Source organism: Vibrio pelagius, assembly GCF_024347575.1.
Classification (GTDB): domain Bacteria; phylum Pseudomonadota; class Gammaproteobacteria; order Enterobacterales; family Vibrionaceae; genus Vibrio; species Vibrio pelagius.
Map to the genome: position 1 here is coordinate 1,022,575 of NZ_AP025503.1, position 20,565 is coordinate 1,043,139.

Consider the following 20,565-nt stretch of genomic DNA (forward strand, 5'->3'; position numbering starts at 1 on the left):
TAAGTTTTACTGATTTTTGTATACTTAGTAATCCTAAGTTTTTATTGCGTGCAAGAGTCACATGAAGAAAGTAACCAGAATTAACCCTCACATGTTTAACCTATTGATTGAAAAAGGGATGGATGATTTCTCTGTTATAGAAGCTAGGGATGCGTTGTTAAATAGTACTTCAACCTTTACGAGCAGTGACGAGGCTCGAAAGTATGTTTATAAGCAACTTCTATCACTTGAGGAGAAAGGCTGGCTTTCTGTCATTGGGGCTCGCAGAGACAAACGTTACCATCAAACTAATGAATTCAAAGCGCTCACAATTGAGCCTCGAGCAGCTAGAAATAAGAAAGCAAACGTTGATTCAACAACTGTTCAAACTTCGGAGTGCTCTCTAAATGCACTAGAGCAAGAGAAGAAACATCATGAAGGCGAGTTGGCGATTACTCTAGGCGAGATTGAGGAATACCAATCGTTGTTAATGCGTTTCCCAAACAACAAGCAAGATATGCAGCCACTATTTAATGCAGCAAGAGAACGCTCAGCCAAGCTATTAGGCAGAATTAATGCACTAACCAACTGGATGCAAGTAGCCCAAAGCAAGGCTTCCCAATGTTAAGAACATGGCAAGCTGAATGTGCAGCTCAAGTTATCGAGAAATTCATTTCAAATAAGTATTCACACTTCTTCTGCCAAGCGACTCCTGGAGCTGGTAAAACCGTTATGGCCGCCGAGGTGGCGAGTCGGTTATTTAAAAAAGGCATGATCGATTTAGTGCTGTGTTTCTCTCCCTCTCTGACTGTTGCAGAAGGGATGCAAAAGACCTTTTCATGGAAACTGGAATGTTCCTTTAATGGAGGCTTGGGCTCTTTAGGTGGGTCTTATACCTATCAATCCATCCGTTTTTTGGAAGAAAACTTCTGGAACACCGTCAGTAAATATCGGGTACTAGTCGTATTTGATGAGATCCACCATTGCTCGTTTGATGATGAGGGTAGATCAAATTCATGGGGGTTAGAAATCGTCAGTAAGATCCAAGGTTTTGCCCGTTACACATTAGCGCTGTCGGGTACTCCTTGGCGCTCTGATCGGTTACCGATAGTTATGGCCGAGTATTCCGACCCTGATGGTATGCTCATTTGTGATTATCAATATGGCTTGCAACAGGCAGTTGTTGATAAGGTATGTCGCCGCCCTAAAATCGTTCTAATCGATAATGAACACCTGAGTGTTAATGCTGGCAGGGACAATCAACACTTCACTTCTATTCTTGATTGCCTCAAACAATCCGATGTCTCATATCACAGTGTCATTCACAATGAAGACGCTATGAACTACATATTAAGTAGTGGTTGCCAAAAGCTAGCCCAAATAAGGCAAAAGTCCCCAAATGCTGGAGGCTTAGTGGTTGCATCTTCTATTAAGCACGCTAAAGACATTCAAAAGCGACTGATTGAGCACTTTAATCAATCAGCATGCATAGTGACTTATCATCATGACAATCCTTTGAATGAAATTGAGTCTTTTCGTCATTCGAATGTTCAGTGGATAGTCAGTGTTGGAATGATAAGTGAAGGCACGGATATTCCAAGGCTGCAGGTTTGCTGCCATATGAGTTCGGCAAAAACGGAACTCTACTTCAGGCAAGTACTCGGGCGAATTTTAAGAATCAATGATTCACCCAACCAAGAAGCTTGGTTGTATACCTTTGCTGAAGAAAATTTGATTGGGTTTGCTGAAAGAATTGAGCAGGATATTCCTGATAGCTGCATGTACATTAAACAAGATAACAACGTACCGAGTGGTGTTGATGAAATGCGCCTGCAGTCAAGCACTGTATCGGAAAGCGTTCAATCTAATCGACCCCAACCAAGCTTACTTAGTTGGGGAGAAGGCTCGGATATGATGAATTCAAATAATGCAGGGTTCACTTTAGCATTTGATGAACTGAGGTTGGGCCAATTTAAACAGCGAGTGATCGCTGCATTTATCTAAATAGATTCCGCTTCAATCTCTTTCAGTGTTTTGCCTGTAGCACTTCTCCAGTAATCGGGTCCGCTGCAAGGGTAACCAAGTAGTACTGCGGCGGCTTGAGATGCTCTCGGCTCCAATAATTTGTGCCCTAGATAATCAATAACATTACCGCTCGGTGATCACAGACATAGTAGACACGTTTGCAACAAACTTTTGGAAAAAAATCATTTTCAGGACATCGAGCATTAGCAATTCATGAATAACTTTTTATAAGGCAAACTCAATAGCCATATTGGCTTCAATGAATAATGGTAACTGGGCTCACTAGAGCTCAGTTTATTCGTTCCAAGGAATATTTAACGTAATATTAAAGCTGGAATAAGGTATTCCATCGATGCGCATCGCTTCTGGCTCTGATGCGATATTGAGAGTCATTCCGTGCAACTCGCAAATATACGAAACAAAGTAAAGACCTAAGCCTCGACCTACGCATGTGTCTATCAACTGAGCATTTTCACCACGATAATGTTTTAGCTTAAGTTTATCTATTTCATCTGGAGTTACGGTAGGACCAAAAGAAGAGATTTTAACTTCTGTTGAATGGTCATAGTATGTGAATGCCACATCGACTTCCATTCGTTCTGGTGAATATTTGACAGCATTGTCTAAAAGCAAATACGGAAGAATATCGATAATAGTGTAGGCATCGAACATCCGTCGAACGTTGAAATCCCCCTCTAAACAAACTTTGACCTTCTTCTCTCTTGATACAGCATTGAGCATACGCCTAGCTTTATCAAATTTTCCATATATGTTTACGGTCTCTACATCCATTTGCTCAATCGCGTGCGGATTCAACTCGACATCTATAAAGTCCATTCTCGTAGTGAATAATTGAGACAGACTAAGTATGCCTTCAGTTACAGTCCTTAACTGGTCAGCACGTTCGGACTTCAACGAGATAGGAGTGTCTTGATCAATTTTGTCTGTTCTTACTATTTTTGACGCTTCTTCAGATAGATTTTTCAAACGTTGGTTGAAGTATCTCAATTCGTGCATAGCATCAAGAACTAACGATTCGTATTTATTGTCCACTAGAAGATGATCCCAGAAATGAAGTTCACTAATAAGCCTTTAAGCATATCGCCACTATGCTGTGTAATTTTACTGTTCTCAAAAAACTTTCTATTATTATTTTGCACAGACCTGATGAACTCCTGTTCTAGAAGCCAAACATCGTATAAATCCATTTGATGTTCTTTTAGCAAGTGATCGCGCATTCTAAGCCAACGTAACTTCTTAGAGTTCATTGTCTTAACGCCTTGCTCAATTTCTTCAAGTATTTTATCCGGAGAAGAATCGCGCTTTATTTTTGCATCGGCAGTACTGATATAGCTCTGTATAGGTAGTGCAAAAAGATTACTAGACATAGCAATAATGTATTTATCAGGATAAATCTTTCTAAGCTGTTGGATTATAAACGCGCCTTCACGATTGCTTAGTTTTTTTCCAACATCCCTAATGTCACAAACAATAACGGAATACGAACTCAACATTTCGAAATTATCGATATCTCTGTAATGGTATACATTGGTATAACCACAGTTCCTTAAGTTCTCCAGATAAGGAACATCAAGATCATCAATAATGGCTATTCGAACACTAGACCGATCAATACTCAAGTTAGTGACTTGACTATTGAGAGAATCCAGATGAAGTCGTTTCTTTTTGAAAATCATGTGCTTGCCAAGTTATTACAGTTCAGTAGATTATGCACTAAGACTCTCATTTGTAAACGTTTCTTTTAGTTAGATTAGACTTTCACCCCGTATTACACCTCGGGGATTAACAGCCAACAACACGGGAAGAATCGATAACTTTTAGTATTTCAAAACGCTATGAACAGGATATGAATGAGTAAAAGGTCTAACCAATAATGGGGCAGAAGCTTCTTAGAAGAGCGTTGTGCTCACCTAAAACCGCTGGGGACAATGGGGGGTGTTTTGGATAAGAAAAGGGGCTCAACTTAGGATTCTACCGAAAGGGACGGGCTAGAAAAAATGATTCCTGGCCCTTGGTAGTTTCTGTGTCGCAGGTTGGTTTTTCTATTTAAGCGGCATTAACTAAATTATCACTCAGCTCGAGTCGTGTTCTAATTCGCCAGATATCTTCCAATCTAAATGGTTTCTTCACTCATGTTTTCTTACTCTCCATATTCATATCCCAACTTTAATTCCTTCAAAGAAAATGAAGAATAGATTTTCAAGTTGCAAAAAGCCGAACAGGCTTAAGCAAAACTTGACTCCCTTCAGTTAATCGTCGGAAAAAAGAAGAAGTGTTGCTAATTTTTACCTGTCATTTCTTCTACTTTATAAACTTATGAATAACGGTATTTGCATTGTCTTGGACTGACTCCTTGCCAATAATCTCTGGCCAGTGTGTTACTTGGTCGGCTAAATTTCCTGTTAGTCCTTTTTCACTGCCCCACCAAATACCAGTCTCAAAATCTTCTGTATTTAGCATCACGTCGACATAACGTTTAGCACCCACTTCAACAGAATGTGCTCTCCTCAGGAACTGCATAACTCGCATTATGGCATTGGTTGCCCACTTTTGATACCAAGGAAAAGCATCTGCCCCTGACGTACCCGCTGCCATTCCTGGATCAACAGTGACGAACCTAAAGTTTGTATGTTTGCGTGCCATACTCATTGTCCATAGGGCGCCCATCAGTTTTACGGAACCATAGTGGTCAGTATACGCCTTGTTTTTGGCAAATTTCTCTCCATTTATAACTGATATCCACTCTTCTATTGAGCCTTCTGTAATCGGTGGTTTCGCTGCGCCAATTTCGGGCGCTCCTCTTGCTGCAAAGCTGGCAACATACACGACCGACCCACTAGCGTTTAACTTCCCATTGTTCATTAAATGTTCAGCTAAATGGATATTTCCTAACACATTAACTGCGAAGGTAAAAATGACACCATCTTTTGTGAGCTTTGTAGGCTCTGAACCGCCTGCACCACCCGCATTCAATATAATGCCATCGACTTTAGTATCAAGATTATCAGCCGCTTTTCGACAGGACTCTAAACTACTTACATCTACAATCAATGTTTCAAAAATATTCTTGCCTGTGAGCTCTTCCAACCTCAGAAGCGCCCTTTCCGCTCGATCTTCACTTCGGCATGCCAAAATAATTTTCGAAATACCGTCTTTTTGGGCAAACTGTTTAGCAGCCTCAAACCCAAGTCCAGAGTTTGCGCCGGTAATTAAAATTGAAGAATAAGTCATATCGAATACCTAGTAGGAGTAGAAGAACTGTAATGGAAGAACTATTGATATAATTAAGAAAGTTGCTGGACAAAATTTAAATTTTCACGCAGCGAACACTGAACATATAATCCTTTGAGCTGGTAGCACGACGAATTTCGCCTTTGTGCGCATTCCACCAAGAGTAAGCCAGTGTTCGAATAATAGCTTTCGTGTCAGATGCACTATCTGCCGTCCAAAATTCGGTATAAGCGCCCTCTGTGATGTAAAAACCGTTCCACTTTACGCCTGCAGGTCTTGCAAAGAAATTCTGTTTGTTGACTAAAGACTGATCCACTTTTTGAAATGGTCCATCAGCTTGTGCCTCTTTTAGTTGTAAACCAATCTGTTGGTCACTGCCTCGCCAGCCCTCTTGATGAATTTCGTCTTCATGCATACCAATGCTCCGCTCAAGCGTCTTCCAGTCCTCATCTGTCGCGACTCTCCAGCCCTCTGGGCATAAGTTTCTTTCATCAGCGACGTCATGCCAGTTGTACAGTCGACCATATTTTAACAAGTTCGCTTTATCATCTTTTGGAATGACGCCAGAGCTGACAGCAGAACCATCTTGGAACTTGGTACTTCTCAACCCTTCAGCTAACCAAACCTGCTCACCGATGGTTACAGTTCGATAGACATTACCTTCCATGTCCTCAACAGTATCTTCTAGCTGATAAAGATCGTCATTGATATCATTCGCAGAGGTGGTAGCAACAAGAACCATACTGACTCCTATAGATAGAATAATTTTGTTCACGACAAGTCACCTTTCATTGATGCTGTGCAATTACTATACCTATCACCCTATAGCTAAACTAGGCAAAATAGTCTCTAAAAAGTGCCTATTTGTATCATTTGTGTGTGTTTTAGTTATATCGTTGTATGGTTGGTTAACTAAGCAATATTCTCAAGCATGTCTTTTTCTCGACTCCACTGTTTAGGTGATTGACCATACATTCGTTTAAACTCACGACTAAATTGAGAAGAACTCACATAACCTACCGACATCGCAGCCTCGTTAACGTTCATTCCTGCTGCTATCTTCATAGCGGCTTTGTTTAAGCGCATCGACTTCATAAATTGGATAGGGGACATACAAGTTGCTTGTTTGAATTTACGATGGAAAACTGCACGACTCATACAAACGATAGAAGCGAGTTCATCAATAGTAACGTTCTTACTAAGGTTAAGTGATAGGTACTCGATCGACTTCGCGATTTCGTTTCCAATTCCAAAAGCTCTTCTAGCAGAAACACCAGCATCGCCTTTCAGCACTGCGTAGTAAAATTCGCGCAGACGGCCTTCACCCAAGATAGCGATATCGATACTACTTTCGTCAAGTTGAAGTAACCTAAGTAGCGCATCAGAAAAAGTATCATCCCAGTTAGCCAGTGACATGCCCGGTGGTTGCGAACTACCTTTTGGTCGTTTTATCGTACTGGCGGCACTCTCCATTTCAATCACCAGTTCAGTCATAACCTTGGTATCTAGAGAAATATAGACGCCTAGCAGAGGCTCTTCTGGAGAGGCTTCAGGTGTCCCCGCTTCGACGGGTAGAGAGACTGTACAGCACATATATTGACTGTTGTCATATATGTAATGATTGCCGTCGAGAATCGCTTCTTTCTTACCACTCAAAATGACAATCACCGTCGGTTCATATACCGCAGGTGCACAAGGTATCGAGTGTGTCACTCGGAACAAACTAACACCTTTGATGCCCGTTTCGACCATACCGTCTTCAGCTATACGGCTTTCTACTATTTGTTTAATCCTCTGTTTCATTTTGTTCCTCAGTAGCCATAGTGATACAAATAGGCATGTCTTAAAGAGTATTTGACCTATTTAAGCAAACCATTTGAGAGATATAGTTAGCTATTATTGACGATACTCGCTCCGATAGCTGCTTGCAAATAGGAGTAACTAGCTCAACAAGATGACAGAGGTTCATACAATGACGATTCAACGATTTAGGCAAAAATTGATGCTAAAGAGCCTAATGCTTTCCGTCATAACAGCCAGTTTAGTAGCCTGCTCTTCTCCCAATGTTTACGAAGACCTTAACGCAGTGACGACTCCCGTACTTGATAAACATGAGTTAGGCATTGCTTTTGGCGGTGGTGGTGTTCGGGGGTTTATGCATCTTGGGGTTCTTAAAGCGCTCGAAGAAGAGGGAATAAAACCTGAAGTGGTGAGCGGCACATCCGCAGGTTCAATAGCGGCGGTCCTCTATGCATCGGGTATGACCTTTGAGGAGATGGAAACGACAATTGAAGAGATTGGTATATTAGATCTGGCCGATTTCGTGGTGTCTTCAAGAGGGTTGGTTAATGGAAAAAAACTCTCTGAATGGATAAATAGCCATGTTTACTATGATGACTTAACTGATATGCCAATACCAGTCGCCGTTACTGCTACCAATCTCACAACGCAAGAAATCGTAATGATTCGATCTGGAAATCCCGGTCATGCAGTGCAAACCTCTTCAACAATCCCTGGGGCATTTGTACCGGTAGAGAACCAAGGAGATATTCTCGTTGATGGTGGTGTTCTGAGCGTGATACCTGTTTATACAGCAAGAGAGTTAGGCGCACAAAAGATCATTGCAGTCGATATATATTGCCACAATCAACCGACTCCTGACGTATTGGCAAGCAAGATCACCCTTTCTACTTTTCGCATGCAGAGCTGTCGGTTATCTCAGCAAGAGCTAAATAGTGCAGACATCATCATTGCACCAAAGTTTGAGCCAATCAGTAGCGGTGCATTTGATGAAAAAGAGCGAGCGATTGAAGCGGGATACCTTGCGGCAAAAGAGGTGATGCCTGATATCAAAACAATGCTCATCCACTAGCTTTCTGGCACGTATTGGGGCAGAAACTTGTCAGTGGTTTTGCCAATTTAGCATTTACCGAATTGTCTTCGGTATCGCTAAACTTTTAACCCAGTAGAGAAGACTACACGTTATCTGCAGAACTATTACAGGTCTTTTATTTTATTCTTAGCTAAGTTCTCTTGTTGCTTAAGGAACATGAAGAAGTTTGCCTCACTAATAAATGGATTCTCATTTGCACCTAGCTTCTCCCTATTCTCAAATAGGTAATTTTTATGTGGATGGTTCGAAAGGTTAACGCTCACAACAGGCGATTGGAGTGAAATCTTTCTAATTTTTTCCATACTACTCAAGAACTGGTCAATCATTTTTGGGTCGTTGCCACTTACGCTATGGCCACCAACGATAAAAGCACGATGTTCATTATCTTTATCCTTTACCGTAAAATCTAGGGAAAAATCACCTTCGGTGTGACCCGGTGTGAGATAGAACTTAAACTCATGATCACCAATAATCATAGAGGTATCGCCTTTTATCCTTATGTCCAAGGTTGGAGGAAGGAATTTATTCTCACCCTTGCTTTTGTTGGATTGTTGTATCGATAGTTCATGAGCGCTTTTAGTCATAACAACTTTAGAACCATACGTCTCTTGAAGTAACTGAGCGCCCCCAACATGGTCAGAGTGGCCATGAGTGACCAATAGGTGAGTCACTGGTTCTTTATCTAACCCTAGTTTCTCAAGGTTGATAGGAATCCATTTCGAATAAGGGAAATCGAGAGTATCAATTATCACGAGTCCATCATCTGTGACAACTGCATATGATGAAACCCATTTGTCCCCAACATAGTAAACATTATCAAACATCTGAAACGGTTCTACATAACCGTTCTTATCATTCATCGTTGGAACATCTTTGCCTGAAGAAGCAAAGACCGATGCACTGAAAAGAGCACCTAGTATAACTTTTTTCACGAAATCACCTGAAAACACTTACTGCTTAGTTTGGATTCTGACTTACCAAGACACTCATTGAGCGCTGAGTTAGTCCAAAAGGGAGTTACGACCTTAAGAGCAAGTTGTTGCATAATCAAGGAAAAAGATACTCTGTTTACTTTATGACCTATTGATAGAACTACATCAGTTGGATAGCGAAACCAATCTTTTTAGAAATGAGAGTTTTTGAATTGACTATGTTGACTGAATTAATCTAATGAAATTTTGGGGATATCTAAACAAACTTTGGGGCACTTCTGTGTTACGAAATGCCAACTGTAAGGGTTCTGGACATTTTCTTTTTAGATAATGCGTATGGGACTGTGATGGAAAGAAGCGTGTGCTCGTGATTACGCTATACTACTTAAATCAGATTAGACAATTGCTTTGTATCTTATAAATAATCGTTTGTCCTAGCAGCAGTAGCTTAGTTAAATGAAGATATTTTTACATTCGATATGTTAATTTTGTGGTTACTCTCAAATTCTTTTGAGTTCTTGAACGATTCACGTAATGCCGAAATTAGCTCTCTGTGTGATACTGACGCAGTATCTAAAGGACGAGGTTCAATGAACGATTTTATATAGCTATCGGTAAAACATTTAACTTCAGATGAAAAGGGGCTAACTGGCAAGTCAAAAACATAAGTTGAGCTTCCTGTAAGGAGATTTTGAGGGCGACCAGTTTTATGTAATTCAAGGCTGAAAGTTACTTCTCGTATAGCCGAAATCGTATTATTTTGAACCGTTACAAGTATAGGGGAATACAGTGGGCATTTATTATCATTACTATCTCGTTTAACAGTGGCTGTGACTGACACACCATAAAAAGAACTAGTACAAAGTAGTATCAAGGCTATAAAGATGCATAACTGAAACTTTCTTTTCATAATGCCTACTATTTTAAGGAAGGAGGTATACTAACAGTGAAATATTCCTAATGCTGTTATGGATATATTGCTCAGTCCGATGTCGACTTCATCTTTTGTTTACGCTCTTTCTTAGAGTCTTCCTCTCTCATACGTAAGTATTTAATCGTCAGGTATCCACCAAGACTTATCGATAGGATTAGGAATGCTCCTAGTACTGTTGCAACGTTTGAACCCATCTAGTTAGTCCCCTTGTTCTTCAATTATTACAATAATGAAACCTACTTTAATAGTATAGTTGCATATTGGGTTGAGAGGGTGCTTGTTTTTGACATGAATTCTATGACACATCATAACAAGTTACTACTATCAGCCATACTTGAGAGGTGAATCCGAATTGAGGAATGTTCAAGAATAAATTGTGAATGCATAGAAAATATAATACGAGCTGAATCAAAAATACGCCAACTCATTTTGGGTCAAAATGTTGTAGCTTACCTTCCCCCGCCTGCTAGATACTGCCAAAAAACGATCAATCTTTATTGTAAATGATCAGACTTTATTGGAATCGACAAACTAGTTGTCTTCCGACAGCCTCCCTTTTAGTATCTGGTGGTTATACAGGCCAATCCCAGTTTAAGTATTGTTCTAATTGGTCACCTAATTCTTCTGATGCATTTGTATCAACATGATACTGATGATACCCATAGCTCTTTCCTGAAGGCACTCCATTGAATGTATTCTCGGTGTATGGATTAAAGTTGCCCATGTCACCAATAGAGCGATAGTCAGTATTAATGGTCTTTAGCCATGTCACTAAGATTGTTTTAGCGCCTGTTCTTTCTATGTACTTGCGACCTGCATCTAGTGACCATCCAGCAGTACAAATGTCATCCACCAGCAGGACAGTTTTACCCTTCTTGAGAGGTAGGTTCTTGTATACGGTATTGTAGTTCTTAGTTGGTAATCTATTCAGTTTGATAGTGTTTATTTGGTTGTGATGGTCAATAGGGATTTTGTTGATACGAGCTGTTTGTGATTTGGTGGCGGTTGTGTGACGCTCCACTAGGTTATGAAGGTAACCTTTATTGAAGCACTTACCGAAAGTCATTAAGTCATCACACATCTTGTCGTTATCAACACCTTCACCATGACCGGGATAGGCGGATACAAAGTCGATACGTTTATGGATACCTGTAAAGTACATGCTGGTAACTAGAGCACCTAACCAGAAGTCGACATCACCTTGACCGAACTTAGCAGCAGCACGTGCATTGTGTGAGTACTTTGCAAAGGTTGGTTTGTATTGGCTTGTGCTAAATGGAGCTAGGGCGTAATACTCAAAATCACCATCTACGATTTCGTGACTCCAGAAGTGTTCACGCAAGCAAAGAGTATCAATGAATCGAGCTACCTCTTTTGGTTCACTAAATTCAAAGCCGTAATCGGTATTATCTGAGTACCAAGTAGCACGAAGGAATAGGATTCCACCATTCACGGCAGTAATCATGTCATCCTTGTCACTACCTATGTACACGACCTCATTAGATTCCCAGCCCATTTCATTAAGGACGTATTCCGTAGCAGCTTTACGAGGCTTTGGGGGCACTTTAGGGTCACGTAGGCGAGTGAATACAGCAAGGTCGTCAAAGCGTTCTTCTAGCACTTCATAGAGGTCTCGACGAACGCCTCCTTGAGCGTGCCAACGTTGCTGATTGGCAAGAAGTACAGGTTTAATCCCTCGCTTCTTGAAGTAAGCCATTAGCTTCTCAACTTCCTCGAAGACATCTTGTTTAACATCACCCATGTTCACCAACGTATCTTCAACGCTTAGTATCACGCCTTTTAATTGCTTTGCTGCCATTCTGACATCCTTATAAACCTAGGGAAAACTGTCGTTCACCATCATTCGAATCTGAATCTGGTGATTGATTTGGTTGTTCTGATTCTTGTATTTGTTGATTCTTCAAGAAGCTAATTAGTTCTTCTGTTTGTGCTGGTACGTTAAACACAGCACCATGCTTGTATGATGTGATAGCTTTTAACTCATCACTCTCAGGGTTTGCATTAGGTAGGTAGGGCATTACCAATGAACGATTAAAATCTTTGCTGAAGTTCACTGTGTGGGCTGTACCACTTTTAATCTTCCACTCTACAGGTACTACACACGTAGCTAACCCTGCTTGAATTCGGTTTCTCTGAACAAAGTTGTGACCACTGTAGCTTTGACCTATTAGGTATTCAGTCACGATTGTTCCACCAGCAGCTAGGATTTGTTCACGGACAATCTCAGAGCCTTTCGGGTAGTTGCTATCAATGCCTGTACCTAGGACTGCTACTGTAGGGACGTTAAATCGTAGTGATTCAATGTGTGCTTTCTGGTCAATACCATCAGCAAGACCACTAACAGAGACAAGTTGGTTGTTAGCCATTGCTGCAACGATGAACTTAGTTAGCCAGTAACCGTCTTCTGACGCTTTACGACTGCCAACAATAGCTACAGATTTGGAGTGTAGGTTGGCTAAAGCACCTTGAACAAATAGCCACATTGGAGGCTCATTGATGCTTCTTAGTTGTTTGGGGAAAGCATCTTGACCATAGAACACTACCTTGATGTCCTTGCTGGCGTTACTACGGGCTATAGAAGTGCCTTTAGACCATAGCTCCTTCTTAAACTCATCCCAACTTGATTCTGATTCAAGTACAGATGTAGGGAGTTTGATTCGAAGGGTTTTACCAAAATGCTTAGGGTCTTCAGATTTGATTAGCTCCCTAAAAGTAATCTTTTGAGCAGCAATCTTGTAAAGGGTTCTGAAGCCTACACCGTGAAGCGACTGAAGCGCATAAAACGCTACAGTTTCGGCTCTCCAGTATTCGTGTTCTTCTGTCATGGCAAACGTGTTCTAAAGTTAATCTTCTTTGGTGATTCAGTATACCATAACCATAAAAACTGTAATTATCTTAGGGGGATAGTTGTGATTAAAAGAGAGAAAAAGCAACCTCAAAAAGAGAAAAGTATCAGTTAAGAGTGGTGCTCAGTTTGAAAGATAAAAGGTGAAAGAGGTCTTTTACTTGATAAAGCAATGTTAGTGCTTATGTGTACGAGTTTTGATGTTTAGTATGCTATTGTGTGCTTACTTATTGATTTGAATTAGGAAAGTAGTGTGCATAAGGAAGTAGGTAAAGCGATTAGTAATACGGTAGTTGAACGTCTAAAAACCCCTCTAATAGCAACGTTTGTCTTCTCTTGGATAGTTGTGAATAACTCTGTTGTACTTCAATTCACCTTTGAAACCTTACCTAACAAGGTAGATTTAGCAAAGAACCTAAAAATAGATTGGTGGTTTGGTCTAGTTCTACCTGCTCTGGTATCTCTTGGTTACATAACTCTTATCCCTGCTTTACAGCTTAGTTTAGATTGGTTAGTCCTCAAGACTCTTGGTGAATCTCGTAAGAATCATGACATCAAAGTTGCTAGGAATGCTGCTTTATCTACTCAAGAGTATCAGAGCAAGTTGCTTGATAAACAGATGGATGGTTGGGAGCAGGAGAAAGAAGATTTGCTTAATCAGATTGATGAACTAGAGAAACAAATGGGTGAACTAATCGAACAATTGCAAACTAGGGAAAATAGCAGGAATGCTCTAGCGTTGGACAATGATGATCTTTTGCAGGCCATTAATGAAGCATTAGTTTCTCTTGAGCAACCTAAGATGAACTCTGGCTCGGACTATGAAGATAAGAGAACACGTGAAGAAGTCTGTGATGACGTCATCGAGATACTTGAACGAGTTGTAGAAAGAGATAATGACATTCCTTTCTAGGTTTAATTACTTTCCCAATTAGGGTCTAGTTTGTTCGCCTCTGCTATCCAGTCGATTTCTTCGTAAGTTGATACCTTCTTGACATTTGACCCATCCTTGTCAGGAGGAATTCAGCCATCATTACGTAGTTTTTATAGAAAACCAGAGATTCGGTGATTAAAAATCGGTGCCAGCACAGTCAACGGCCTCGACCGCTGTGTCTTTCATTAATATTTGATATTTGGGCATGAAGGCTCCCCTGTAAGTTTGATGGCAATCTATGAAAACGGTCACGCTCGATGAAACTGATTTTTTCAAAGGTGTATGTGATGTGAATCGACATTACTTTTGTATACACCTGACTAGTATTACAAAAAATAAGTCAAACAGCCTTTTGTGAAGTTAGCGCTGCAATCCGATCAAACTCACAAAGGGGCAAAGACGTGCTTGCAGAGATCGGCGTCAGCGCGTCTTTGGACATTTCTGAGTTAGCACTTTTGCTAAATTAGGGAAAGACGAATTAACTGAAGTATGGCAAACGTTAGTTTAACTTGTCCCCAGAACCATTATTAGCGATCACGGCTAGTTATCCAGCGGCCATTCATGTGTTTCTATCAACCCTTTTGCAAGCAATTCATGACGAAGTTGATGAATCTTGGCTTTGAGTTCATCACGTATCAATCGAATCGCTGGAGAGATTAGCTGACGACTTGGCAAGACGAGCCACATTTCGGTCAGTGGTATCTCACAATCGGCCAATATCCTTTCTAATCGGCCCGCGAGTAGGTCCTTTCCAACATCAATAACTGATTTCTTCGCTATCCCTGCTCCATCAATGCACCACCTACGCACGATATCACCATCATTCACCGCTCTATCGCTGTTCATTTTGATTCTGTATTTTTGATCATCGTGATAAAGCTCCCAACCGTCGTGTAAGACCTCATAGAGCTTGTAGAGTAGGGCATTGTGTTGATACAAATCGCCAGGAACCATAGGTCGACCATGATTTTCAATATAATCAGGAGAAGCACATAAAACGTGCGGGATATTGCAGATCTTAAATCCATACAAGTTGGATTCCTGCGCCGCCCCTTTGGTCATTGCTCGCAACGCTACATCAACTCCATCTCGGTAAAAATCGATTCGGCTATCACTTACGTGAAGCCTCAGAGATACGTATGGATGTTTATCCATCACACCATTTAGCAAAACGCGCATCAGGTTGCGCCCCATCTCAGAAGACACCGCGATACGAACTTCCCCACTGATGGATTGCTGCTCTTCCTTGACCAACACCTGTCCTTGTTGCAATAAATCCAATGCTTGTTGGCACAAAGGCAAGTAGCGTTCACCTTCTGGAGTTATGCGCATCTTTCGGGTCGTTCGAACAAATAATTCGGCGCCTAATACTTGCTCTATTCGTTTTAATGACACGCTTGCCGCAGACGAGCTAATATCCAGTTGATTCGCCGCTGCTGTAATAGATTGAAGCTCGGCAACTTTCAGCAATACCTGTAAATCAGAAATTTTCATAACCATCCTTCTTCATCACCCACTCGCAATGGTTCAATCTTTATTATCCACGATTTAAGGAAAGTTTATTAAAGATTAGTACGTTTATCGAATGAATAACTTTGAATATTATTCATCTCAAGCAAACACAGCAGAGACATTTCTATGAAATCACTAATTAAAGCATCGACATTAGCACTTGCGACAGCTCTACTTACTACTCCTTCTTTTGCCGATGAAGGTGCTTCAAAAGTTGTCGCTGCAAACGACATTGAGTGGGGTTATCTGAACCCGCTGCGCGGCGTACTTAGCCCAGGAGCAGCCGACCTTTGGGGTGACCGTACAACCGATACCGCAACAGGTATGTTAGTACGCTTTAAGAAAGGCTTTGAATCACCACCGCACATTCATAACATCACGTATCGCGGTATCGTGATTGAAGGTCAGATGCATAACGACGACCCAACATCAGAAAAAATGTGGATGCCACCCGGTTCATTCTGGACGCAGCCAGCAGGTGAAGACCACACAACGGCAGCGAACGGCGAAACTAACCTAATCTATCTTGAGATTGATGCGGGGCCATATCTAGTTAAACCGTCTGCGGAAAAATTCGATAATGGCGAACGCCCTCTGAACCTGCATAAAGACAACATTGTGTGGCTAAACAGCAGCGATCTTCACGACATCAGTGCAGAAGGTGTTCAATCCACATACGTTTGGGGTAGTACCTCTGATATGGGTGGCTCAATGATTAAACTGCCTGCCGGTTTTGAAGGCAAAATCACTACAGACTCAAGTGAGTTCCGCGCCGTTGTTATTGCAGGCTCGATTGAGTACAACTCAAAAGAACAAAGCAGCAATCTTACTTTAAACCCGGGAAGCTACGTGGAATCTGAGGGCAAGTTCTCTCATAACATCACCAACACGGGGGACTCTGAGGCAACAATCTACATCCGTACTAACAGCAAGTACCAAGTGAAATAAGCCCTAGCTCGCTTTGTCCCTCGCCATCGGCTTAATCCCCCTTAAACCGGTGGCAATTTCCATCGACGCGCAAATCTGTGCAGCACAAGGGTTATGTACAATACAAAGGTTAATATATGAAACACATATTATTCATCGCTTCTTTAATCATGGTGACATTCAGCTCTGCCTCTTTTGCAGCAAACCAAGTGCGCGATGAAAATACGGTAGAAATTGAGTGGCTTGATCTGATCCCAGAAAGCGAACGTGCACGCGTCAGCGATGAAACCCTCGCTGCCCTTGACCATAGTGCGAATGTTGCTCAGCAGGCTCTAGTGGGAAGTGTTCGTCCAGAACTGAATGGCAGCAACGTCAAAATACCGGGTTTCGTGATTCCATTAGAAGGGGACTCAGAGTCAATCTCTGAGTTTCTTTTGGTTCCCTTTTATGGTGCGTGTATTCACGTTCCACCACCACCTCCAAACCAGATTATTTACGTCAAGTTTGAAGAAGGAACTCCAACTAAAGACCTTTGGGATATCGTTTACATCACAGGAACCTTGAAAACAGAAACAGTAATTTCTGATGACATAGGGGTCGAGTCAGGCTATTCCATTGAAGGTGCGAGCTTAGAGATATATAACAAAGCGTGATCTAGTAAAACTAGAGACTCTACAGGGCTGCGGGTGACCCAAACCAATGATCTGGTAGTGAACAATTAAGGAAAGATCCATTTGGTTAGCCCGCACTTCACTAAACACTGCACTGGTTAGAAAATGTAGGCCAAATGGCTAGCCTTGAAGTGTGACAGACATGCATCTCGAATTGGAATGGGGCAGAATTTTCTTAGCTCTTTCGCATCATAGTTGTGATAACCAAGCGATTCTGTCGTATTTTGAATGAGTTCATAGGCATTTTTTCAAAATATGTTGGCCTCTATGGTTGCAATGCATGAAATATCTCCGATACTAAAACTTAGAAATTCTAAGTTTTAGTGGTGGCATGTGAAAACGGACATTCAACTTTACCCTAACGAATCGCTCGAAAGCTTCTTGTTGCGCTTATCGCAAGAGCAAGGTTACGAGCGATTTTCTCATTTCGCCGAAGATATCTGGTTCGACACCATGGATCAGCATGAGGCGATTGCTGGTGCTTTCCCCTTAGATCTCAACCTAGTTAATATCTACCACGCTCAAACCACAAGCCAAATGCGGGTGCGGGTTCTTATCCACCTTGAGAACCAAGTAAAGCTCAATAACTTTGGTGTACTACGCCTAGCGTTATCGCATTCAAAAGCCCAATTTTCTCCGCAATACAAAGCTGTTCATAGATTTGGCGTTGACTACCCTTATGCTTTTCTTCGCAAACGCTTCACGCCTATATGCTCTCTGTGTATTGACGAAGCTCCCTACATTCGCCAGCAGTGGCAATTTATCTCTCACCAAGCTTGTGAACATCATGGCTGTAAGCTGATTCATCACTGTCCTGAGTGTAAGTCGAGGCTTGAATACCAAAGTACCGAGAGTATTAGCCAATGTGAATGTGGTTTCGAACTCCGAAACTCGCCAGTCGAAGATGCTCCAGAGGCTGAGACCTTGGTTGCCCGATGGTTGTCAGGAAATGATTCAAAACCCTTGGGATTGCTGAAGGCAGAAATGACCCTCTCTGAGCGCTATGGTTTTTTACTGTGGTATGTAAATCGCTATGGTGATATCGATGACCTCAGTTTCGAATCATTCATTGAATATTGTGGCGCTTGGCCAACGTCATTGTGGCAAGACCTCGATGCCTTTAGAGATAAGGCAGAACTTGTTCGAGTAAAAGACTGGAAGAAGATGTTTTTCAATGAGGCCTTTGATGCTCTGCTTAAAGATTGTCGTCAGTTACCCAGTCGGCAGTTGAGTCACAATATCGTGCTTGCACTGGTGTTAGCTTACTTTACACAGCTGATGGCAACAGTACCTTCAAGCGCGAAAGGAAATATCGGTGATGTACTGCTCAGCCCTCTAGAAGCTTCTACATTGCTCTCTTGCACAACGGATGAAGTGTATCGACTGTATGAGTTTGGTGAGATCAAAGCCGCTATTAGGCCGCGAATGCATACAAAGATAGCGAGTCATGAATCGGCGTTTACTTTAAGAAGTGTCATCGAAACAAAGCTGACTCGAATGAGCTCTGAAAGTGATGGTTTAAGTGTATATCTGCCTGAGTGGTAATTATGACGAAATTAAGTGACTTATTAGCAATTGAAGACGAAGCAGTAAAGCAGTCTGCTTTAAAGAAGATGTTCATGCCCTATACGGAAGATGTCTGTGTTGAAGGGTATGAAAAAGAAGCATTAACGATCTTGCTTAATCTCAGTTCAAGCCATCAAGCGGATAGATGCTCTGATTGGTTGGATGTTGCTCGTGCTAAAAGGCATTTAAATGCGACTGAGAACCTAGAGGCATCTCTTGATGAAATCAAATGGTTCCATACTCATAATCTCAAATTTCCAGACTGCCGAGTTAAAGATCAGCGAATAATTGCACAGCCTCTTGTGACGACCGAGGCATTTATTTCAAGCGCAGTATTAGAGCAACGCTTGGGGTGGGCGCATAACTCTGCAGTGTATCGCCATACATTGTGGTTATTGAATCCTTTCCGCTGGCAATCACAGTCCGTGAGTCTTCTTTCACTTGTTCAGCAAGAAACCTCTGTTTGGGTTGAGCTGCTCAAAGAATTTGGTTTAGGCATTAAGTCACTTGCTCGCTTAAAGCATACAATTGAAGAACAACTTCCTGAAAATAGTTTTCCTGACAGTGTCAGCACTTACAGCAAGCAACTGCGGTTTCCATGGGGGGATGATTATGTTTCGGTGACCCCAGTGGTCAGTCATGCCATCCAAAGAGAGTTAGAAGTGAGATCGAGAAGTCGAGAAAGTAAGCTTAGCTTTGTGTCTTCGTCACTGCCGAACCCTCCGAGTATCGGGAACTTGTGTGGCAGTTTAGCTGGGCATATGAAAGCTCTTAACTACCCGCTAGACGTTAAATCAGCGCAGGTTGGGACGTTACCTGAAAGCCGCAAAAAGAGTGGTCACTACTTTGATGAATATCAGGTAACTAACACCAAAATCTGTCAGGTGCTAAATCATCTAATTGGTTCAGAGCCGTCAAAAACACGAAAGCAAAGGGAGAGCGCTCGTAAGGTTAGAAGTAAGATATTGCGAAAGCAGATAGCCCTGTGGATGCTTCCATTAATTGAGTTAAGAGATATCGTTGACGCCGACCCCAACCAACAGCAATTGGAACATGATGACACTTTAGCTCAAGCCTTTTTGACCCAACCAGAATCGGATCTGGGCTCTTTAGCTAGTGAGTTTAACCGTTGCTTACATCTCGCGTTTCAGAATAACAAGTATGCCGCCAAGTTTGCCTATCATCCTAAGCTAATGCAGGTCGTCAAAGCCCAAATCGTATGGATACTTGAGCAGCTCAGTAAACCAAATGGCAATGAAGGTAAGGTAACGGGTGAGCAGTATATCTATTTGTCATCAATGAGAGTGCAAGATGCGGTCGCAATGAGTAGCCCATACCTGTGTGGTGCTCCTTCTTTGACGGCTATTTGGGGGTTCATGCACCATTATCAAAGAGAGTTTAATAAGCTAGTTAATTGTGATTCCCCGTTTGAGTTTCCGAGTTTCTCTTTTTATGTTCGAAGCGAGAACATTCAACCGACAGCGAAGCTTACCGAACCCAACTCAGTCGCTAAAGCGCGAACGGTTTCTAACGCGAAGCGACCAACTATTCGTAGTGAACGATTGACGGACCTAGAAATAGACTTAGTTATCAGAGTCCACAGTGACAGCCGAATTTCAGATTTTAAGTCCGCGCTTAAAACGGCACTTCCCGTCGCTTTTGCCGGAGGGGCATTATACCAGCCAAAGCTATCGACCCAGATTGAGTGGCTAAGGACGTTTACCAGTAGGGGCGAGCTTTTCAATGTCATAAGAGGGTTGCCAGCATACGGACGATGGTTATATCCAAGTGAGAACCAGCCGAGTGACTTTGATGATCTAGAGCGTTTTATTACTAAAGACGCTGATAATTTGCCAGTTTCTATTGGCTACCATTTGTTAGAACAACCAACTAAACGGGGCAACTCGATCACCGATTGTCACGCTTATGCAGAGAATGCGATTGGGCTTGCTCAGCGAGTAAACCCGATAGAAGTACGTTTTAGTGGAAGAGATCACTTTTTAAACCATGCCTTTTGGTCGATAGAATGCAGTAGCGAAACTATTCTTATAAAAAACTATAGGGATTAATCGTT

The 20,565-nt window shown here is 41.8% G+C and carries 18 protein-coding genes; 8 read left to right on the forward strand and 10 right to left on the reverse strand.

All coding sequences use genetic code 11. The features are described from left to right. The first annotated feature begins 61 nt into the window (after positions 1–61). Both vsple_RS04660 and vsple_RS04665 read left to right on the forward strand, forming a co-directional pair. On the forward strand, positions 62–607 hold the full coding sequence (locus vsple_RS04660; protein ID WP_261882793.1) for a hypothetical protein: 546 nt from the start codon (positions 62–64) through the stop codon (positions 605–607). After that, positions 601–1,983 (forward strand): DEAD/DEAH box helicase, encoded by a 1,383-nt coding sequence (locus tag vsple_RS04665; RefSeq protein WP_261882794.1) that lies wholly within the window; start codon positions 601–603, stop codon positions 1,981–1,983. Before vsple_RS04660 ends, vsple_RS04665 begins: the two co-directional genes overlap by 7 nt. Before the next feature lie 315 nt (positions 1,984–2,298). On the opposite strand, the gene vsple_RS04670 is transcribed toward vsple_RS04665, so the two are convergent. The 5 genes from vsple_RS04670 to vsple_RS04690 all read right to left on the reverse strand — a co-directional run bounded on the left by vsple_RS04670 (position 2,299) and on the right by vsple_RS04690 (position 7,059). Then, positions 2,299–3,057, reverse strand: coding sequence for a sensor histidine kinase (locus tag vsple_RS04670; RefSeq protein ID WP_261882795.1), 759 nt, complete (start codon positions 3,055–3,057; stop codon positions 2,299–2,301). Further along, positions 3,057–3,701, reverse strand: coding sequence for a hypothetical protein (locus vsple_RS04675; protein WP_261882796.1), 645 nt, complete (start codon positions 3,699–3,701; stop codon positions 3,057–3,059). The genes vsple_RS04670 and vsple_RS04675 overlap by 1 nt, the downstream gene beginning before the upstream one ends. Before the next feature lie 625 nt (positions 3,702–4,326). Next, positions 4,327–5,256 (reverse strand): SDR family NAD(P)-dependent oxidoreductase, encoded by a 930-nt coding sequence (locus vsple_RS04680; protein WP_261882797.1) that lies wholly within the window; start codon positions 5,254–5,256, stop codon positions 4,327–4,329. Positions 5,257–5,332: 76 nt separating this feature from the next. Further along, positions 5,333–6,031 carry a fibrobacter succinogenes major paralogous domain-containing protein gene (locus tag vsple_RS04685; RefSeq protein WP_261882798.1) on the reverse strand — a complete coding sequence of 233 codons (699 nt, stop codon included), beginning with the start codon at positions 6,029–6,031 and terminating at the stop codon, positions 5,333–5,335. 137 nt (positions 6,032–6,168) lie between these two features. After that, positions 6,169–7,059 carry an AraC family transcriptional regulator gene (locus vsple_RS04690; RefSeq protein ID WP_261882799.1) on the reverse strand — a complete coding sequence of 297 codons (891 nt, stop codon included), beginning with the start codon at positions 7,057–7,059 and terminating at the stop codon, positions 6,169–6,171. A gap of 169 nt (positions 7,060–7,228) precedes the next feature. Here vsple_RS04690 and vsple_RS04695 point away from each other — a divergent pair, with 169 nt between their 5' ends. Then, positions 7,229–8,128, forward strand: a complete 900-nt coding sequence (locus vsple_RS04695) for a patatin-like phospholipase family protein (RefSeq protein ID WP_261882800.1) — start codon at positions 7,229–7,231, stop codon at positions 8,126–8,128. Between the two features lie 125 nt (positions 8,129–8,253). On the opposite strand, the gene vsple_RS04700 is transcribed toward vsple_RS04695, so the two are convergent. From vsple_RS04700 to vsple_RS04715, 4 genes are all read right to left on the reverse strand, one after another. Then, complete coding sequence (locus vsple_RS04700) at positions 8,254–9,081, reverse strand: MBL fold metallo-hydrolase (protein ID WP_261882801.1); 828 nt, start codon at positions 9,079–9,081, stop codon at positions 8,254–8,256. Between the two features lie 981 nt (positions 9,082–10,062). Next, on the reverse strand, positions 10,063–10,209 hold the full coding sequence (locus vsple_RS04705) for a hypothetical protein (RefSeq protein WP_261882802.1): 147 nt from the start codon (positions 10,207–10,209) through the stop codon (positions 10,063–10,065). 377 nt (positions 10,210–10,586) lie between these two features. After that, the gene (locus vsple_RS04710; protein WP_261882803.1) at positions 10,587–11,834 is read right to left on the reverse strand and encodes an HAD family hydrolase; all 1,248 of its coding nucleotides are present in this window, start codon (positions 11,832–11,834) and stop codon (positions 10,587–10,589) included. A gap of 10 nt (positions 11,835–11,844) precedes the next feature. Continuing rightward, positions 11,845–12,861, reverse strand: a complete 1,017-nt coding sequence (locus vsple_RS04715) for a DNA-processing protein DprA (protein WP_261882804.1) — start codon at positions 12,859–12,861, stop codon at positions 11,845–11,847. A 273-nt stretch (positions 12,862–13,134) separates the two neighbouring features. Here vsple_RS04715 and vsple_RS04720 point away from each other — a divergent pair, with 273 nt between their 5' ends. Beyond that, a complete protein-coding gene (locus tag vsple_RS04720) occupies positions 13,135–13,794 on the forward strand; it encodes a DASH complex subunit DAD2 (protein WP_261882805.1) in 660 nt (219 codons plus the stop codon). Positions 13,795–14,355: 561 nt separating this feature from the next. Here vsple_RS04720 and vsple_RS04725 read toward each other — a convergent pair. Next, the gene (locus tag vsple_RS04725; RefSeq protein WP_261881584.1) at positions 14,356–15,309 is read right to left on the reverse strand and encodes a LysR family transcriptional regulator; all 954 of its coding nucleotides are present in this window, start codon (positions 15,307–15,309) and stop codon (positions 14,356–14,358) included. A gap of 144 nt (positions 15,310–15,453) precedes the next feature. On the opposite strand from vsple_RS04725, the gene vsple_RS04730 reads away from it, so the two are divergent. The 4 genes from vsple_RS04730 to vsple_RS04745 all read left to right on the forward strand — a co-directional run bounded on the left by vsple_RS04730 (position 15,454) and on the right by vsple_RS04745 (position 20,560). Continuing rightward, positions 15,454–16,275 (forward strand): DUF4437 domain-containing protein, encoded by an 822-nt coding sequence (locus vsple_RS04730; protein WP_261881585.1) that lies wholly within the window; start codon positions 15,454–15,456, stop codon positions 16,273–16,275. Between the two features lie 116 nt (positions 16,276–16,391). Then, positions 16,392–16,907, forward strand: a complete 516-nt coding sequence (locus vsple_RS04735) for a DUF3299 domain-containing protein (protein ID WP_261881586.1) — start codon at positions 16,392–16,394, stop codon at positions 16,905–16,907. A gap of 351 nt (positions 16,908–17,258) precedes the next feature. Beyond that, entirely contained in the window at positions 17,259–18,470 is a 1,212-nt protein-coding gene (locus tag vsple_RS04740; RefSeq protein WP_261882806.1) for a TniQ family protein, read from the forward strand. A gap of 2 nt (positions 18,471–18,472) precedes the next feature. Next, a complete protein-coding gene (locus vsple_RS04745; protein ID WP_261882807.1) occupies positions 18,473–20,560 on the forward strand; it encodes a type I-F CRISPR-associated protein Csy2 in 2,088 nt (695 codons plus the stop codon). Positions 20,561–20,565: the final 5 nt, after the last annotated feature.

Bases quoted from the DNA above. Each gene is read 5' to 3' on its own strand.
- vsple_RS04660 (WP_261882793.1), top strand. From the start codon at position 62: ATGAAGAAAGTAACCAGAATTAACCCTCACATGTTTAACCTATTGATT.
- vsple_RS04665 (WP_261882794.1), top strand. From the start codon at position 601: ATGTTAAGAACATGGCAAGCTGAATGTGCAGCTCAAGTTATCGAGAAA.
- vsple_RS04675 (WP_261882796.1), bottom strand. From the start codon at position 3,701: ATGATTTTCAAAAAGAAACGACTTCATCTGGATTCTCTCAATAGTCAA.
- vsple_RS04680 (WP_261882797.1), bottom strand. From the start codon at position 5,256: ATGACTTATTCTTCAATTTTAATTACCGGCGCAAACTCTGGACTTGGG.
- vsple_RS04690 (WP_261882799.1), bottom strand. From the start codon at position 7,059: ATGAAACAGAGGATTAAACAAATAGTAGAAAGCCGTATAGCTGAAGAC.
- vsple_RS04695 (WP_261882800.1), top strand. From the start codon at position 7,229: ATGACGATTCAACGATTTAGGCAAAAATTGATGCTAAAGAGCCTAATG.
- vsple_RS04705 (WP_261882802.1), bottom strand. From the start codon at position 10,209: ATGGGTTCAAACGTTGCAACAGTACTAGGAGCATTCCTAATCCTATCG.
- vsple_RS04710 (WP_261882803.1), bottom strand. From the start codon at position 11,834: ATGGCAGCAAAGCAATTAAAAGGCGTGATACTAAGCGTTGAAGATACG.
- vsple_RS04715 (WP_261882804.1), bottom strand. From the start codon at position 12,861: ATGACAGAAGAACACGAATACTGGAGAGCCGAAACTGTAGCGTTTTAT.
- vsple_RS04725 (WP_261881584.1), bottom strand. From the start codon at position 15,309: ATGAAAATTTCTGATTTACAGGTATTGCTGAAAGTTGCCGAGCTTCAA.
- vsple_RS04730 (WP_261881585.1), top strand. From the start codon at position 15,454: ATGAAATCACTAATTAAAGCATCGACATTAGCACTTGCGACAGCTCTA.
- vsple_RS04735 (WP_261881586.1), top strand. From the start codon at position 16,392: ATGAAACACATATTATTCATCGCTTCTTTAATCATGGTGACATTCAGC.
- vsple_RS04745 (WP_261882807.1), top strand. From the start codon at position 18,473: ATGACGAAATTAAGTGACTTATTAGCAATTGAAGACGAAGCAGTAAAG.